This is a genomic window from Actinoplanes sp. HUAS TT8 (assembly GCF_051380535.1).
Taxonomy (GTDB): Bacteria; Actinomycetota; Actinomycetes; order Mycobacteriales; family Micromonosporaceae; genus Actinoplanes.
Genome location: NZ_CP195646.1, coordinates 34,985 through 50,514 on the forward strand (window position 1 = coordinate 34,985; position 15,530 = coordinate 50,514).

Here is a 15,530-nt window from a genome sequence, read left to right on the forward strand (position 1 = left end):
TCAGCGCAGTTCGACGTCGACCCCGTCCTCGGCGAGCCAGGCGAGCAGGTGGTCCATCGTCACCGACGGGCAGAAATCGCGGCGGTCGTAACCGGGCACCAGGTGCTTGCGGGCCACCGTCGAGTCGTGCCAGACCAGCCGGAACCCAGGGGCGGCACCCCAGTCACCGAGCAGGCAGTCGTGCAGCGCACCGGCGTTCCAGCCGAAGTACCCGCCCGGGCCGTTGACCGCCTCACCGATCGCGCAGTAGAAGCCGTCCTCGTCGGTGACGTTTCGCCCGTCCAGGTGATAGGTGCGCCCGGTGGGCCGGTCCGGGCCGGGCCGGTGATGCGCGAGCGCGGCGCCGGCCCACTCGTGCCGCAGCTCGGCCGGGAACGCCGCCCACAGCCCGGTCTCGGCCGGCCGGCCGGCCCGCCAGTGCTCCCAGATCTCCCGGGCGCCGGACGGGCGTCCGCCTTTGATCGCATCCCCGTACGTGCTCTCAAACGTCACGTCGAGCAGACCGTCCCCGAGTACCGAGGGACGGACATCCGACACCTCGGCCCCCAGTCCACTGTCCAGCATGTGGGTCGCGGTGCCGTCGTCGGCGACGCTGAAGATCGACGCGATGATCATCCGCCGGTGCCGGGCGGCGCCCCGCTGGAGCGCGTCGATGGCCCGGGTCAGGCGCGGCTCGGGCCGGCAGCCGATCAGCGTGGCCGGCCGGGGCAGCACCGCCGGCCGGGGCCGGAACACCCCGGTCACGTCCTGGCAGGTGCCGAACTTCTCCTCGCCCTCACCGGTGATGCCGGTCAGCACGTATCCGTCCGACTCGGGCGCGCGGTCCGGCCCGCGGCGGCGTTTGCGGTGTTCGGGGTCTATTCGCAGACGACCCTCCAGGGTGACGTCGAAGACGCCGAACCCGGTCGGGCGCACGTCGACCACGTTCAGGTCGAGCAGCTCCTCGGTGCACTCCCAGCACTCGCGGGGATGCTTGGAGTCGGGCCGGTGGATCGTCTCCAGACCGATGTTGCCCACCCAGGGGGCACCGAAGCCGTCGCACGCCGCGCGCAGCGCGCCGGCCGGGGCGCAGCCCTGCAGCGTGTACCGCTCGACCGGCAGCTCACCCGGGTCGGCGAACAGGCCGTCGATGTCGGCGCAGGCCGCCACCACCGCGTCGCCGTCGTCGATGTTCTGGTCGACGAGAAGCCAGGGAAAGCCGGTCATCGGGCGACCGTACCGGTTCACCGGCGTGACGCGGACATGGGGATCAGTGCGTATGAACCGGGGTAGTCTGCGGCGGATAAGGACATATCGCGCAACGCAACGTCGCGGTGACGCAGGGAGAATGAAGTGAAGGTCGGTATCCCCAGCGAGGTCAAGAACAACGAGTTCCGGGTCGCGATCACCCCGGCCGGTGTCTTCGAGTTCGCCCGCGCCGGTCACCAGGTGTTCGTGCAGAGCGCGGCCGGGATGGGCTCGTCGATCACCGACGCCGACTTCCGGGACGCCGGCGCGACGATCCTGCCCGACGCCGACGCGGTGTGGGCCGACGCCGACCTGGTCCTCAAGGTCAAGGAGCCGGTGGCCAGCGAGTACCACCGGATGCGTGAGGGCCAGGTGCTCTTCACCTACCTGCACCTGGCCGCGTCCAAGGAGTGCACCGACGCGCTGGTCGACCGGCGGATCACCGGGATCGCCTACGAGACGGTCGAGCTGCCGGACCGCTCGCTGCCCCTGCTGGCCCCGATGTCCGAGGTCGCCGGGCGGCTCGCACCGCAGGTCGGGGCGTACCACCTGATGCGCCAGGGCGGCGGGCGCGGTGTGCTGATGGGCGGCGTGCCCGGCGTCTACGCGGCCAAGGTGGTCGTCATCGGCGCCGGTGTGTCCGGGATGAACGCGGCCGCCATCGCGCTCGGCATGCAGGCCGAGGTGATGCTGCTGGACCGCAACATCGCCCGGCTGCGGGCGGCCGACGCCGACTACCGCGGGCACCTGCAGACGATCGCCTCCAACGCGTACGAGATCGAACGCGCCGTCCTCGACGCCGACCTGGTCGTCGGCGCGGTCCTGGTCCCGGGCGCGAAGGCACCGACCCTGATCTCCAACGACCTGGTCGCGCGGATGAAACCGGGCAGCGTGCTGGTCGACATCTCGATCGACCAGGGCGGCTGCTTCGAGGCGTCCCGGCCGACCACCCACGACGACCCGACCTACCGGGTGCACGGCTCGATGTTCTACTGCGTGGCCAACATGCCCGGCGCCGTGCCGCACACCAGCACCTACGCGCTGACCAACGTGACTCTCCCGTACGCTCTGGAACTGGCCAACCGGGGCTGGCGGTCCGCCCTGCGCAACGACCCGGCGCTGGCCGCGGGCCTGAACACGCACGACGGCCACGTGGTCTACGGGCCGGTGGCCGAGGCGCACGGCATGGCGGTGACACGGTTGACGGAGGTGCTCAACTGACACTCGATCGGGCGATAACGGCGTACCTGGACCACCTGGGCGTGGAACGCGGCCTGTCCCGCAACACGCTCGCCTCCTACCGGCGCGACCTCGACCGCTACGCCGAGCAGCTGACCGCGGCCGGGATCACCGACCTGGCCGCCGTCCGGCCGGCCGACGTCACCGGGCACCTGGCCACCCTCCGCGAGGACGGTCTGGCCGCCTCGTCGGCCGCCCGGGCGATCAGCGCGGTCCGCGGCCTGCACCGGTTCGCCGTCCGCGAACGCCTGGTGCCGCACGACGTCGCGGCCGACGTGCACCCGCCGGCCCCGCCCAAGCGCCTGCCCAAAGCTCTCGACGTGCACCAGGTCGAGCGGCTGCTGGCCGTCCCGGCCGCGGACGACCCGCTGGGCCTGCGCGACCGGGCGCTGCTGGAATTCCTCTACGGCACCGGGGCCCGGATCTCCGAGGCGGTCGGCGCCGACATCGACGACCTCGAACTCGGCGACGACAGCGCCGCCGTGCTGCGGGGCAAGGGCGGGCGCACCCGTCTCGTGCCGGTCGGCGGGTACGCCAAGAGTGCGGTGCAGACCTATCTCGTACGGGCGCGACCGTCACTGTCCGAGAACGGTCGCGGCACCCCGGCGATCTTCCTCAACGCCCGCGGCGGGCGCCTCTCCCGGCAGAGCGCCTGGACCGTCCTGCACCGATGCGCCGCCGCGGCCGGCCTGCCGGTGGACGGGCCGCACGCGGTCAGCCCGCACACGCTGCGTCACTCGTACGCCACGCATCTGCTCGACGGCGGCGCCGATGTGCGGGTGGTGCAGGAACTGCTGGGACACGCCTCGGTCACCACGACGCAGGTGTATACGCTGGTGACCGTCGAGCGTCTGCGAGAGGTCTACGCGACTTCTCACCCGCGCGCTCGTTAGAAGCTACGCATCCATAGGTGCGACACGCCGAACGGCTGACCCCGAGGGGACGGCACGTGTGGCGTACAGTCGGGCTTCGAGTCGGGAGGGGGGCGATGGCGATGGCAGCGAACGGCGACCGTGCGGAAGCCTGGACAACCGCGCTCCGCGATCAGCAGAATTCCCTGGACCTGGGCGCCGACCTCGGTCCGGCGGACCCCACCGCGTACACGATGCGCCGCCCGATCCCCGAGCCGATGCCGACCGATCGGCACGGCCCGGCGCGGATCATCGCCCTGGCCAACCAGAAGGGTGGTGTCGGCAAGACGACGACCACCATCAATCTCGGAGCCGCCCTGGCGGAGTACGGGCGCAAGGTCCTGCTCGTCGACTTCGACCCGCAGGGTGCCTGCTCGGTCGGCCTCGGCGTCAACCCGCACAACCTCGACCTGAGCATCTACAACCTGCTCATGCAGGACGACGTCGCCACCGAGGACGTCATCATCAAGACCAATGTGGCCGGGCTGCACCTGCTGCCGGCCAACATCGACCTCTCCGCGGCCGAGATCCAGCTGGTCAACGAGGTCGCCCGCGAGATGGCCCTGGCCCGGGCCCTGCGCTCGGTCCGTAAGGAATACGACTTCATCCTGATCGACTGCCAGCCCTCCCTGGGCCTGCTGGCGATCAACGCGCTGACCATCGCGCACGGCGTGCTCATCCCGCTGGAGTGCGAGTTCTTCTCGCTGCGCGGTGTCGCCCTGCTGCTCGACACCATCGACAAGGTGCGCGAGCGGCTCAACTTCGACCTCGAACTCGAGGGCATCCTGGCCACCATGTACGACTCCCGCACCACCCACTGCCGCCAGGTGCTGCAGCGGGTCGTCGAGGCGTTCGGCGACAAGGTGTACCAGACGGTCATCACGAAAACGGTGAAGTTCCCGGAGTCGACCGTGGCCGGCGCCCCGATCACTACGCTGGACCCGGCGTCCTCGGGCGCCCGCAACTACCGTCAGCTGGCTCGCGAGGTCATCGCGGCCAAGGTCGAACGAGGGTAGGACCCAGGTCCGGTGCTGTTCGCGCTCGGGACGCCGGTCGCGTTCGCCGCACTGGTCGTCTCCTTCCTGTGCGGCGTCATGCTGCGTGCCGTCGCCATCCGCTTCACCGCGCGCACCGTCGGACTCGCCGACCGCGGCGACCGGCTCACCCCGAACCTGCGCCACGACCTCGACCCGTTCGGCGCGGTCGGCGCCGCCCTCGGCGGCATGGGCTGGGGCAAGATGCTCACCGTCGACGACGTCCCCCGCTGGCGCGGACGCGGCCGATCGGCCGCCGTCTTCGCGGCCGGCCCGGTCGCCTGCATCCTCGCCGGCGAACTCCTGGTCGCCGCGTTCGCCCTCACCGAGTCCGACCCCGGCCTGTTCCGGTACCTGACCGTCACCGGCGTCCTGCACGGCGTCGACGGCCTGCCCTACGGCCAGCAGGCGCTGCTCTCGTTCGGCGTCGGCCTGCTCGCGTTCGGCCTGCTCGCGCTGATCCCGATGCCCCCGCTGGACGGCTTCGGCATCCTGCACAACGCGCTGCGCAAGCCCGGCCCCGGCATGCAGTGGATGCGCCTGTGGTTCGAGGACAAGAACATCGGCGTCCTGGTCCTGCTGATCTTCAGCCTCTTCCCCGGCGGTTACCCCCTGGTCACCCGCATCCTCGACATCCTCGGCAACTTCTTCCTCCGCGTCTGGGGATAACCCGCGGCGCCCCACCCCGAAGATCAACTTCAAATTCTTCATTGCCTCGGTCCGCCGTGGTCCCGATCGTCGCTCCCGCGGGGACCCTTCCGACCCTCGCAGGCCGCTGGCGCGGCCAGAACGCGAGGCCCGCAAGGGCGACGTGGTCGGTTGGTTGCGGTCAAACCACAAACCCCCGTGGACAGTTTTGGAGCTCGTTTCCTCCGCGGCTGGTTGCGGTCAGAGCAACCCCGAACCCACGCGAGGCCGCAGCCACTCCGGGCCCGGCCGCGGGTCGCGATCCCCAGCTGGTGCTGAGGGCTGCTTCCGGACGTTTTTACAACCCTCAGCACCAGCCGGAGACTGCGACCCCGCGGCCGGGCCCGGAGTGGCTGCGGCCTCGCGTGGGTTCGGGTGGAGCTCATGCCGGCCGGTCTGAAGGGGGCCCGCACGGTTGACCGATCTTGAACCGGCTGACCGATAACCGCCGATTCGGGTAGCGTTCCGGTGACTTACGGTGACCGGGAGATGCGGTAATGGAGAAGACCCTCTGCTTCTGCTGCGGGGGTGACGGGCCGGGCGACCGGCAGTGGTGCGGCTGGTGTGCCGCGCCCGTGGTCGTCGCTCCACCGCCGGTTCCCGCGGCCCCCGCGCCCCCGCTCCCGGGTCCGTCTCTGACCCTCGGTTCCGCTGATTCTTCGGTACGTCCTGGAAGTCCCGTCCTGGCGATCGTCGCCGCCGTCGGCGTCCTGCTGGTCGCCGCCGGCCTGGTCACGGTGGTCGCCGCCCACACCGGTAACAGCCCGCGGGTGGCCGCCGAGCGCTACTTCGACGCCCTGTCCGACGGCGACGCCTCGGCCGCGCTCGCCTGGGTGGCCTCGGCCGACCAGATCGACACCGGGAAGTATCCGCTGCTCAGCGACGCCGCCCTGGACCGGAGCGGCGACCGCCCGCGGGACGTCGAGGTCGGCGACGACATGACCGCGGGCGGCCAGTTCGGCACCGAGGCGCGATCCGTACGGGTCGTCTACCGGGCCGGCGGGCAGTCCGTCGCCCAGGAGCTGGTCGCGGTCGAGGAGAACGGGAAGTGGCGGCTGCGGCTGCCGTTCGTCCTGCTCGGCATCGACGGCCAGCGCGGCCGGCAGGTCACCGTGAACGGTGTCGGCCTGGGCACGGCCGAGCGGGCGACCGCAGCGTTCCCCGGCGCGTACGAGGCCGTAGCGGCAGGCAACACCCTGCTCGCCGAGAGCCGGGCCAGCGCCGTCGCGCAGGCCAACGGAATCGTCGACTACGTCGCCCCGCTGCAGTTCGGCGTGCCCGAGCTGGCCGGCGGCGCCCGCGACAGCATCCAGGGCCAGGTGCGCACCGCCCTGGACAAGTGCGCCGGCAGCACGACCGCCCAGCCGGCGGGCTGCCCGTTCGGGCTCAACGTGCCCGGCACCGACGTCGTGGTGACCTGGACGATCACGACGTACCCGCAGGTGGACGTCCGGACCGACAGCATCATGTGGTTCAGCGGCGCGGCCGTGCAGCTCGTCGACGACGGCGCCGGGAAAGTGCACTGGAGCGCCACCTACACCGATTACCGCGGGGCGCGGAAGTCGCAGAGCGGCGACTCGGCGTTCCGGATCAACGGCAACGCGCAGGCCACCCCCACCGGCATCCAGGTTTCCCTGACCTGACTCGCACTAGAAAGTGAGGATCCATGAGCATGCCCGCACTCGGCCCGGGCAACGGCGACGTCGCGTACCGGATGCAAGGCCTGCGGCACAATCCGGTGGAGCTCGGGCTGGACGAGTCGGTCCCGGTCTGGACGCTGCTCCGGCTGTGGCTGTCGGCGGCGGTTCCGGCGCTCGTCGTCTGGGCCGTCTTCGCGTTCCTGGCGCTGTTCGTCCGCGCGGTCTCCGAGCCCAACGCGTTCAGCGAGAACACGCCGGGCGACGAGGTGTTCGCGATCGGGTCTCTGCTGAGCTTCATCATCTTCTGGGTGGTCCTGCTCTCGGCCCGCGTGGACGAGTCGGTCGCCGAGTGGAAGGCGCTGATCGAGGACCGGTGGCAGAGCGCCGACTCTGCGTACGCGGCGATCTACGGCACGCTGCGGCGTCGCGGCATCCCGGTGGAGGCCGACGCCGTACGGGTGCGCAGTGACCTCCTGCCGCCCGAGGTGATCAACAACCGGCTGATGATCACCGATCGGAACTACCAGATCTTCATCTCGGTTTTCCCGTACGGCAGCAGCCTCTACCTGGGCTGGACCATGGCCCGCGGCCGGCGCGGGGTGACCCTGCTCGGGCACTTCCTGCGCGACCTGGTCGGTGGCATGTCCGGGCGCGGCGGCTCGGTCGACCGGATGCTGCGCACCGAACGGGTGCGGGCGCTGCGCGAGGCCGTGCACTCCGCGGTCCGCGAGGGCGCCGACGTGGCCGCGCAGGGGCTGCTGGTGCCCGCCGGCGCGGTCTTCGGGGCCGAGGTCCCGGTGCGTGACCTGCGGGCGCGGGTGGCACCGGCCTACGCACCGCACCCCGGGCCGCACCCGGGCGCGGGCCCGGCGCAGCACAACGCGATGCCGTCGCAGTCCGGGCCGATGCCGGTGCCGAGCGGGCCGGTCTCGGCGCCTCCCGGCCCGGTCTCGGCGATGCCGGCGCCCGGCCCGATGCCGGGTTATGCGGCGCCCGATTCCTACGCGCCGCCGCAGCAGTCGACGACGCCGCCCGAGGCGCAGGCTGAGCAGCCGAAACCTCGCCCGCACCCGCATCCGTCGCCGTCCGAGGGCACCGACCCACCGATCAGCTGACCGTCGTTGTCCCGGGCCGCCGCGCCGCAAGCGTGGCGGCCCGGTCGTCTACCCGAGAAAAGCGCGCCGGAGCAGGACTTTCGCGCAACCGTGGGCTCTTTGTGACGTTGGTAGGGCGTGAGCCCGGAGCGCGTTGTCACAGGCATGGTCTACGGTCGGCAGGTGCTTGAAGAGCCTGCCCAGCCGGTGTCTGCCGACGAGCTGCCGCCCGATCCGGAGCCCACCGCCTCCGATGATGCGGCGGTCGTCGCGGCGGCGGAGGCCGATTCCGGAAAGTTCACGGTCAAGCTGCACAACTTCGAGGGCCCGTTCGACCTGCTGCTGCAGCTGATCGGCAAGCACAAGCTGGACGTCACCGAGGTCGCCCTGCACGTGGTGACCGACGAGTTCATCTCCTACATCCGGGCCATGGGCGACGACTGGGATCTCGACGAGACCAGCGAGTTCCTGCTGGTCGCGGCCACCCTGCTGGACCTCAAGGCGGCCCGGCTGCTGCCCTCGGCCGAGGTCGAGGACGAGGAGGACCTGGCCCTGCTGGAGGCCCGCGACTTGCTCTTCGCCCGCCTGTTGCAGTACAAGGCGTACAAGGAGGCGGCCGCCCACATCCACGAGCTGGAGGGGATCGGCGCGCGCCGCTGGCCGAGAATGGTCACGCTGGAGGCCCGCTACGCGGAGGCGCTGCCCGAGCTGGTCCTCGGCATCGGCCCGCAGCGGCTGTTCAAGCTGGCGCTCAAGCAGTTCACCCCGAAACCGGGGCCGCCGCAGGTCTCCATCGCGCACATCCACCAGGTGCGGGTCAGCGTCCGCGAGCACGCCGAGATGCTGCGGGACCGGCTGCGCCGCATCGGGGTGGCCACGTTCAGCCTGCTGGTGGCCGACTGCGACAGCCTGCTCGAGGTGGTTGCCCGCTTCCTGGCGCTGCTGGAGCTGTACCGGCAGGATCTGATCGACTTCGAGCAGCCGGTGTCGCTGGACGAGCTGACCGTTCGCTGGATCGGCGGTGACCAGGCGGCCGAGCTGTCCGTGGACGACTACGAGGGCAGCCCGGAGAAGATCACCGACAATCCGGACCGTCCGGAGGGTGCCGGGTCCGATGATGACGGTGAGACCGCCACCGGTTCGGACGAAACGCCTGCGAGCGAGCTTGACTCGGCCCCGCCGGATGGCGATCTTGACGAGGGCGACGAGGCGGCCCTGGAGGAGAAGCAGCAGTGAGCGACGAGCGTCAGGAGTCCCTGGCCGCGCAGATGGGCGCGTGGGTGCCGCCGTGGGAGCGCAAGCGCGACGACGAACCGGACCGCGACTTCCAGGCCGAGGCCGAAGAGGCCTCCGCTGAAGCTTCGGTGTCCGATTCAGATCACATTCAAACCGATGCGGCGTACGGCGATCAGGCCGTGCCCGAGCTCATCGACGCCCCGCCGGAGCTGCCGGGTGCGGACGAGGAAGCACCCGCCGAGCCGGAGCCCGCTCCCGTCGAGGAGCCCGCGCGGTCCGAGGCCGAGGCGCTGGGTTACGTGGCCGGCCTCGCGGACACCGCCGCGCACTTCGAGGACGCCCCGGTGCCGGTCGCGGACTCCTCGGCACCGGTCGCGGACGTCCCGGTGCAGGTCGAGGCCGCGCCTGTCGCCGAGATCACGCCGGCCCGGCCCGCGGCGGTCGCCGCGCCGGCGGTTCCGGCCCAGGCCACCGGTCCGCGGGCCGACGAGACCGGCGACGACCGTACGCCGGAAAGGGTTGTGGATGACGCCGAGTTGGCCGCCGCCCTGGAAGCGATCCTGCTCGTCGTGGACGAACCGACTAACGAGCTGAAGCTGGCCGAGGTCCTGGAGCAGCCGGTCGAGCGCGTCACCCGGATGCTGGACGACATCTCGGCCCGCTACACCGCGGCCGGGCACGGCTTCGACCTGCGGCGCGCGGCCGGCGGCTGGCGGCTCTACACCCGCCCGGAGTACGCGGCCTACGTCGAACGGTTCGTGCTGGACGGCCAGTCCGTGCGCCTCACCCAGGCCGCCCTGGAGACACTCGCGGTAGTCGCCTACAAGCAGCCGGTGACCAGGTCGCGCATCTCGGCCATCCGCGGTGTGAACTGTGACGGTGTCATGCGTACGCTTGTCACTCGCGGCCTGATCGAAGAGGTCGGCACCGAGCCGGAGACCGGGGCGTATCTGTACCGGACCACCGCTCTGTTCCTGGAGAAACTCGGCCTGAACTCGGTCGATCAGCTGCCGCCGCTAGCTCCGTTCCTGCCCGACGATGTGGAAGAAGTGCTCGATGCCTCAGGCTGACACCGCCGAACGCCTCCAGAAAGTCCTGGCCTCGGCCGGTGTTGGATCCCGCCGTGCCTGCGAGGACCTGATCTTCCGGCGGCGCGTCATGGTCAACGGCCGGGTCGCCAAGCTCGGCGACAAGGTCGACCCGGCCACCGCGGAGATCTACGTCGACGGCTCGCGGGTGATCACCAACACCAAGCTGGTCTACGTCGCGCTGAACAAGCCGCGCGGCGTCGTCTCCAGCCTCGACGACGAGAAGGGCCGCTCCGAGCTCGCCGACTTCCTGCAGGTCAACTTCGAGCAGCGGCTGTTCCACGTCGGCCGGCTCGACGCCGACTCCGAGGGTCTGCTGCTGCTGACCAACGACGGCACCCTGGCCCACAAGCTGATGCACCCGTCGTTCGGGGTCAGCAAGACGTATCTGGCCGAGGTCGTCGGCCCGCTGCCACGCACGGTCGGCCGCGCGCTGCAGTCCGGCATCGTGCTGGAGGACGGCCCGGCCCGGGTGGACTCGTTCCGACTGGTCGACGCGATCGGCAAGACCGCCCAGGTGGAGATCACCCTGCACGAGGGCCGCAAGCACATCGTGCGCCGGATGATGGACGAGGTCGGCCACCCGGTCACCCGCCTGATCCGTACCGCGGTGGGCCCGATCCGCCTCGGTGACCTGCGCCCCGGCGGTTTCCGCCACCTGTCCAACGCCGAGGTCGCGGCCCTGTTCAAGGCCGTCGGCGACGAACCGGAGTGACACCGACCGGCGGGCCCGTCCGGGCCCGCCGGGTCCGGTCCGGCGTCAGCAGAGGACGTCGGCGCCCGGGTTGCTCTCGTTCACGTAGGGCTTGACCACGGACATCTTCGTGATCGCGGTGTTCCCGCCGAGCGGCTTGAGCGGCGTGCAGTCGAAGTCCCGTTCGACCACGGAGAGCCGGAACGACTCCGGCATGCTCTCCTCCTTGAGCCCGGCCAGCGCCTCGGGCTGCGAGGCGTAGGCCTTCTGCGCCTCGGCGAACGCCTCGGCCTTACCGACCAGGCGGACCGCGCTGTGCTGGGGCAGCGTCTCCAGCACCTTCTGGATCTCGTCCTTCTGCTGCTGGCTGGTCCCGTCCTTGAGGATCACCACCATCGTGTACTTCTCCTCGGGCACCTGACGCCAGCCGGCGAACCACAGGCCGCCGAAGGTGGCGCCGGCCCCGACGAGCAGTGCCACCAGCGCGACGACGGCGACGGGCGGGCCGCGCCGCTTCCTGGTCGGCTTCACCCCGTCGGCCGGCTTGAAGCGCTCCCCGGCGGCCGACGCGGGCCGCTCGGTGCCGGCCGGCTCGGCCGTTTCCGGTTGCTCAGCCTCACGCTCGGCGGCCGGGTCGTGGTGCGCGGCGGTCGGCGAGGGCTCGGCCGGGGACGGCGTCTCGGGGTCGTGCTTCGCGGCCGGCTCGGGCGTCTCCGGGGAATTGTCGCTCACGATCGCGGAACATTACCGGCCCGAACCTACTCGTGGGTATCTCCACGCTGGCGTTTCTCGGAGCCGGCCGGCCCTCCCGGGTGTCTCCGGTCCCGTGAGGCACTCCGAAGAGCCGGCCGGGGACCGGGTCGCGGGTTCCGGGGCGTGCGCCTAGGGTCGGGCTGTGGTGATCGTCCCGGAGGGGCTTCGGGCCTCGCACGAGCGGTACTTCGGCCCGGCCACCGCGGTCTGGATGGCCGGGCTGTCCGAGCTGGCCGAACGGCACCTCGACGAGTGGGGGCTGCGGCTCGACGGGAACCCCGGGCACGGCGCGGTGGCGCTGGTCCTGCCGGTGCGGCGGGTCGACGGGACCCCGGCGGTGCTCAAGCTGCAGCCGATCGACGACGAGACGGCCGGGGAACCGGCCGCGCTGCGGGCGTGGCGGGGGCGCGGGGCGGTACGCCTGCTGGAGCACGACGCCGAGTCCGGTTCGATGCTGCTGGAGCGGCTCGACGCGCGGCGCGATCTCGGTTCGGTGGCGGAGGTGCGGGTTGCCCTCCGTACGCTCAGTGAGGTTTTGAAAGAACTGCATGCCGTCGCCGCGCCGCCGGGCCTTCGCCACCTGTCGGACATCGCGTCCCGGCTCCTGGACCGCGCGCATCGCGCGATTCCGCAGCTGCCCGACCCGGCCGACCGGGATCTGGCCCGCTCGTGCGCGGCGGCGCTGGCCGAGGTGCGGTCCGAGCCGGGCGACCGGCTGCTGCACTGGGACCTGCACTACGAGAACGTCCTGGCCACCCCGGACGGCCACGGCTGGGTCGCCATCGATCCGAAACCGCTGGCCGGCGACCCCGGGTTCGAGCTGCTGCCGGCCCTGCACAACCGCTGGCCGGAGATCGACCCGCTGTCCTGCTTCGACCTGATGACCGAGGTCCTCGGCCTGGACCGGCCGCGGGCGGCCCGCTGGACGCTCGCCCGCGTCCTGCAGAACCTGGTCTGGGCGGCCGAGGAGGGCACCGAGAGCTGGTCGGCCCACCCGGATCGCCTGATCGCGGAGTCGCTTCTCGCTCGCTACTGATCCGGGGCGACATCGGCGGTCATCGGTGCCAGGATGACAGCGCCAAGAGCGTCCCGCGGTCGTGATCGTGAGGGGATCAACGATGTCCGGTGACCAGGTCAGAACGATCAAGCGCACCATCGTCGCCGTGACGGGGGTGGTGGCGTTCACGGCTCCGGCCTCGCCCGCCGGGGCTGAACCCGGCGGCGCCCGCACCGATCGGGTCAGTGTCGCCGTCGGCGGCGGCCAGGGCGATCAGACCAGCCTCGGCCCGCAGGTCAGCCGGAACGGCCGGTACGTTGCTTTCGTCTCGGCCGCGTCGAACCTGGTGCCCGGCGACACCAATGACGCCTGGGACGTGTTCGTCCGGGACCGCTGGGCCGGCACGACCCGCCGGGTGAACGTCTCCGACGGCGGCGCCCAGGCCGACGGCGGCGCGCACGGCGAGGTCCGGATCAGCGCTGACGGTCGATACGTCGCCTTCCTGTCGTACGCCGCGAACCTGGTGCCCGGCGACACCAACGACACCTCGGACGTGTTCGTCCGCGACCTGTGGCAGGGCCGGACCAGCCGGGTCAGCGTGTCGAGCACCGGCGCGCAGGCCGACGGCTTCAGCGCCTTCTCGGTGGCGCTCAGCGCCGACGGGCGGTACGTGCTGTTCGACGCGGAGGCCACCAACCTGGTGCCGGGCGACACCAACGGCTTCTCGGACGTGTTCCTGCACGACCGTGCCACCGGCCGGACCACCCGGGTGAGCGTCGCCGGCGACGGCGGTCAGGCCAATCATCTGAGCCGGTCACCGGCGATCAGCGACGACGGCCGCTATGTCGCGTTCGAGTCGTTCGCCGGCAACCTGGTGCCGGGCGACACCAACGGCTTCTCCGACGTGTTCCTGCGCGACCGCCGGACCGGGCAGACCACGCTGGTCAGCCGGACCCGGGCCGGCACACCGGGGCAGGGCAACGCGTTCGCTCCGTCGATCAGCGCGGACGGGCGTCTGATCGCGTTCATGTCCGATGCCCCGGGCCTGGTCGCGGGGGACGACGACGCGCTGGTCGGCGTCTTCGTCCGGGACCGCCTGGCCGGGCGGACCACCCCGGCCAGTGTGGCCGCCTCCGGCGGGCCGGCCGACGACCATGCCAACAGTGCCTCGATCAGTGCCGACGGGCGCTACGTGGTGTTCAGCTCGCCGGCGACCGACCTGGTGCCGCGCGATCGCAACGCGAGCGAGGACGTCTTCGTGCGGGACCTGCGGGACCGGACCACCACGCTGGTCAGCGTCGCCACCTCGGGCCGGCCGGCCACGGACTGGAGCGGCGAACCGTCGATCGCCGGGGACGACCACGTCGTGGCCTTCTCCTCGGTGGCCGACAACCTGGTGGCCGGGGACACCAACGCGGTGCCCGACGTGTTCGTCCGGTCCTACTGATCGAGGAAGGTGTGCAGGGCGGCGTTGAACGCGGCCGGCTGCTCCAGGTTCGGCAGGTGGCCGGCGCCGTCGACGATCGTGAGCATCGACTCCGGGATCAGGCGGTTCATCAGTTCGGCGTCGGCGACCGGGGTGAACTCGTCGTCGCGGCCGACCACGATCAGGGTCGGCACCGCGATCGTGGTCAGCAGCTTCTGGTAGTCGGGCCGCTCGGCCCGGCCGCGCAGGGCGGCCGCGGCGCCCGCCGGCGAGGTGCGGATCATCATGTTCCACACGTGCTCGGCGACCTGCGGCATCGCGGTCACGTTGTACGCGGCCATCATCTTCGCCAGGTTCTCGGTGGCGTACCCGGTCATGCCCTCGGCCAGCAACTGGTCGGCGACCCGGTTGCGGTGGGCGTGGCCCTCCGGGGTCTCGCCCTGCGGGAACGTGTCGGCCAGGACCAGCCCGGCGATGCGGTCGCCGAAGAGCCGGTAGCACTCCATCACGATCTGCCCGCCCATCGACAGCCCGCCGAGCACGACCTCGTCGAGCTCCAGGTGGTCGATCAGCGCGAACGTGTCCCGGGCGAACGTCTCCAGTGTGGTCACGCCCGGGACGACGGTGCTCTGCCCGTAGCCGCGCAGGTCGGCGGCGATGACGCGGTAACCCTCGGCGGTCAGTGCGGAGATCTGCGGCCACCACATCGAACGGTCGAACGGGTGGCCGTGCACCAGCACGAAGGCCGGCCCGGCACCGTAGTCGTCGTAGCTGACCGTGATTCCGTTGACGTCTGCCGTGCGAGTCATGGGCCCACCGTAGAAAAACTTGCTCGCGCAGGGAAGATCCAATACGGATGACGTGGCCCAGGCCTCACGAGGGTCCGGCCGGCTCGGGGACCCCCTCCGGTGGATGTCGGCAACCATTCACGGCCGTACCGTAAATGTTTTTCATGATGCCTCTGAGGCCAATTTCTGGAGTTCCGTGGAAATGGCATTCGGCACGCCGGCGGCATCGACCACCTGAACGTTTCCGGCCGTGGTCCCGCCACCGACGGTGACGAACGTGACCTGCGGGTTCGCCGAGGCGACCTGATCCACGGCGGCCGTCTGGTTCTTACCCACGGCGACGATCACACCGCATCTGGTGGCGATCAAAGAATTGATGAAACCGTTGGCGTTGTCGACGGTCTGCGGCCCGCTCACCGGCAGATTCTGCACGCGGACCAGAGTGGTGGTCGAGCTCTGCTGCATCGACGACCAGACCGTGTTCGCGGGCTCGCCGCCGATGCCCTCCTCGCCGGTGAGGAGGCAGGCGGTGGCGTCCCGGTACTCCCGCTGCCGGGGTTCCGGGTCCGGCCACAGTGCCCACGTGGTGATCCCGGCGGCGATGACGAGGACCGCTCCACCGGCGATCAGACGCCCTCGAAACGTGCCGATACCGAATTGTGACCTATGCATCTGCGCAACCCCCGTGACCTCGCCTTTTTGGACTGCAACGGAGG

15 protein-coding genes are annotated in these 15,530 nt (G+C 71.1%); 11 read left to right on the plus strand and 4 right to left on the minus strand.

What is annotated here, in order from left to right:
- On the minus strand, positions 1-1,206 hold the full coding sequence (locus tag ACSHV8_RS00150) for a barstar family protein (protein WP_436528142.1): 1,206 nt from the start codon (positions 1,204-1,206) through the stop codon (positions 1-3).
- A gap of 126 nt (positions 1,207-1,332) precedes the next feature.
- On the opposite strand from ACSHV8_RS00150, the gene ald reads away from it, so the two are divergent.
- The 9 genes from ald to ACSHV8_RS00195 all read left to right on the plus strand — a co-directional run bounded on the left by ald (position 1,333) and on the right by ACSHV8_RS00195 (position 10,871).
- Positions 1,333-2,448, plus strand: coding sequence for an alanine dehydrogenase (gene ald, locus ACSHV8_RS00155; RefSeq protein WP_436528143.1), 1,116 nt, complete (start codon positions 1,333-1,335; stop codon positions 2,446-2,448).
- Positions 2,445-3,359: a site-specific tyrosine recombinase XerD gene (gene xerD / locus ACSHV8_RS00160; RefSeq protein ID WP_436536641.1), complete on the plus strand. Its 915-nt coding sequence runs from the start codon at positions 2,445-2,447 to the stop codon at positions 3,357-3,359. The genes ald and xerD overlap by 4 nt, the downstream gene beginning before the upstream one ends.
- A 101-nt stretch (positions 3,360-3,460) precedes the next feature.
- Positions 3,461-4,393, plus strand: coding sequence for a ParA family protein (locus ACSHV8_RS00165; protein WP_436536643.1), 933 nt, complete (start codon positions 3,461-3,463; stop codon positions 4,391-4,393).
- Positions 4,394-4,405: 12 nt separating this feature from the next.
- Complete coding sequence (locus ACSHV8_RS00170) at positions 4,406-5,080, plus strand: hypothetical protein (RefSeq protein WP_436528144.1); 675 nt, start codon at positions 4,406-4,408, stop codon at positions 5,078-5,080.
- Between the two features lie 515 nt (positions 5,081-5,595).
- Complete coding sequence (locus ACSHV8_RS00175; protein WP_436528146.1) at positions 5,596-6,741, plus strand: hypothetical protein; 1,146 nt, start codon at positions 5,596-5,598, stop codon at positions 6,739-6,741.
- 23 nt (positions 6,742-6,764) lie between these two features.
- Entirely contained in the window at positions 6,765-7,853 is a 1,089-nt protein-coding gene (locus ACSHV8_RS00180) for an adhesin (RefSeq protein ID WP_436528148.1), read from the plus strand.
- A 144-nt stretch (positions 7,854-7,997) separates the two neighbouring features.
- Positions 7,998-9,068: a segregation and condensation protein A gene (locus ACSHV8_RS00185; protein WP_436528150.1), complete on the plus strand. Its 1,071-nt coding sequence runs from the start codon at positions 7,998-8,000 to the stop codon at positions 9,066-9,068.
- A 32-nt stretch (positions 9,069-9,100) separates the two neighbouring features.
- Positions 9,101-10,138 carry an SMC-Scp complex subunit ScpB gene (gene scpB, locus ACSHV8_RS00190; RefSeq protein WP_436536645.1) on the plus strand — a complete coding sequence of 346 codons (1,038 nt, stop codon included), beginning with the start codon at positions 9,101-9,103 and terminating at the stop codon, positions 10,136-10,138.
- The gene (locus tag ACSHV8_RS00195; RefSeq protein ID WP_436528152.1) at positions 10,107-10,871 is read left to right on the plus strand and encodes a pseudouridine synthase; all 765 of its coding nucleotides are present in this window, start codon (positions 10,107-10,109) and stop codon (positions 10,869-10,871) included. Before scpB ends, ACSHV8_RS00195 begins: the two co-directional genes overlap by 32 nt.
- 45 nt (positions 10,872-10,916) lie before the next feature.
- On the opposite strand, the gene ACSHV8_RS00200 is transcribed toward ACSHV8_RS00195, so the two are convergent.
- On the minus strand, positions 10,917-11,582 hold the full coding sequence (locus ACSHV8_RS00200; RefSeq protein WP_436528154.1) for a permease-like cell division protein FtsX: 666 nt from the start codon (positions 11,580-11,582) through the stop codon (positions 10,917-10,919).
- A 163-nt stretch (positions 11,583-11,745) separates the two neighbouring features.
- Here ACSHV8_RS00200 and ACSHV8_RS00205 point away from each other — a divergent pair, with 163 nt between their 5' ends.
- Both ACSHV8_RS00205 and ACSHV8_RS00210 read left to right on the plus strand, forming a co-directional pair.
- Positions 11,746-12,639, plus strand: coding sequence for an aminoglycoside phosphotransferase family protein (locus tag ACSHV8_RS00205; RefSeq protein ID WP_436528156.1), 894 nt, complete (start codon positions 11,746-11,748; stop codon positions 12,637-12,639).
- Between the two features lie 82 nt (positions 12,640-12,721).
- Positions 12,722-14,047 carry a hypothetical protein gene (locus tag ACSHV8_RS00210; RefSeq protein WP_436528158.1) on the plus strand — a complete coding sequence of 442 codons (1,326 nt, stop codon included), beginning with the start codon at positions 12,722-12,724 and terminating at the stop codon, positions 14,045-14,047.
- Here the strand turns inward: ACSHV8_RS00210 and ACSHV8_RS00215 are convergent.
- The gene (locus ACSHV8_RS00215; protein WP_436528159.1) at positions 14,041-14,835 is read right to left on the minus strand and encodes an alpha/beta fold hydrolase; all 795 of its coding nucleotides are present in this window, start codon (positions 14,833-14,835) and stop codon (positions 14,041-14,043) included. The genes ACSHV8_RS00210 and ACSHV8_RS00215 overlap by 7 nt on opposite strands.
- Positions 14,836-14,976: 141 nt before the next feature.
- Positions 14,977-15,486: a hypothetical protein gene (locus ACSHV8_RS00220; RefSeq protein WP_436528161.1), complete on the minus strand. Its 510-nt coding sequence runs from the start codon at positions 15,484-15,486 to the stop codon at positions 14,977-14,979.
- Positions 15,487-15,530: the final 44 nt, after the last annotated feature.

Excerpts from the sequence above, each read along its gene's own strand:
- ACSHV8_RS00150 (WP_436528142.1), bottom strand. The coding sequence starts at position 1,206 with ATGACCGGCTTTCCCTGGCTTCTCGTCGACCAGAACATCGACGACGGC.
- ACSHV8_RS00165 (WP_436536643.1), top strand. The coding sequence starts at position 3,461 with ATGGCAGCGAACGGCGACCGTGCGGAAGCCTGGACAACCGCGCTCCGC.
- ACSHV8_RS00175 (WP_436528146.1), top strand. The coding sequence starts at position 5,596 with ATGGAGAAGACCCTCTGCTTCTGCTGCGGGGGTGACGGGCCGGGCGAC.
- ACSHV8_RS00180 (WP_436528148.1), top strand. The coding sequence starts at position 6,765 with ATGAGCATGCCCGCACTCGGCCCGGGCAACGGCGACGTCGCGTACCGG.
- ACSHV8_RS00185 (WP_436528150.1), top strand. The coding sequence starts at position 7,998 with ATGGTCTACGGTCGGCAGGTGCTTGAAGAGCCTGCCCAGCCGGTGTCT.
- scpB (WP_436536645.1), top strand. The coding sequence starts at position 9,101 with ATGGGCGCGTGGGTGCCGCCGTGGGAGCGCAAGCGCGACGACGAACCG.
- ACSHV8_RS00195 (WP_436528152.1), top strand. The coding sequence starts at position 10,107 with ATGTGGAAGAAGTGCTCGATGCCTCAGGCTGACACCGCCGAACGCCTC.
- ACSHV8_RS00210 (WP_436528158.1), top strand. The coding sequence starts at position 12,722 with ATGTCCGGTGACCAGGTCAGAACGATCAAGCGCACCATCGTCGCCGTG.
- ACSHV8_RS00215 (WP_436528159.1), bottom strand. The coding sequence starts at position 14,835 with ATGACTCGCACGGCAGACGTCAACGGAATCACGGTCAGCTACGACGAC.
- ACSHV8_RS00220 (WP_436528161.1), bottom strand. The coding sequence starts at position 15,486 with ATGCATAGGTCACAATTCGGTATCGGCACGTTTCGAGGGCGTCTGATC.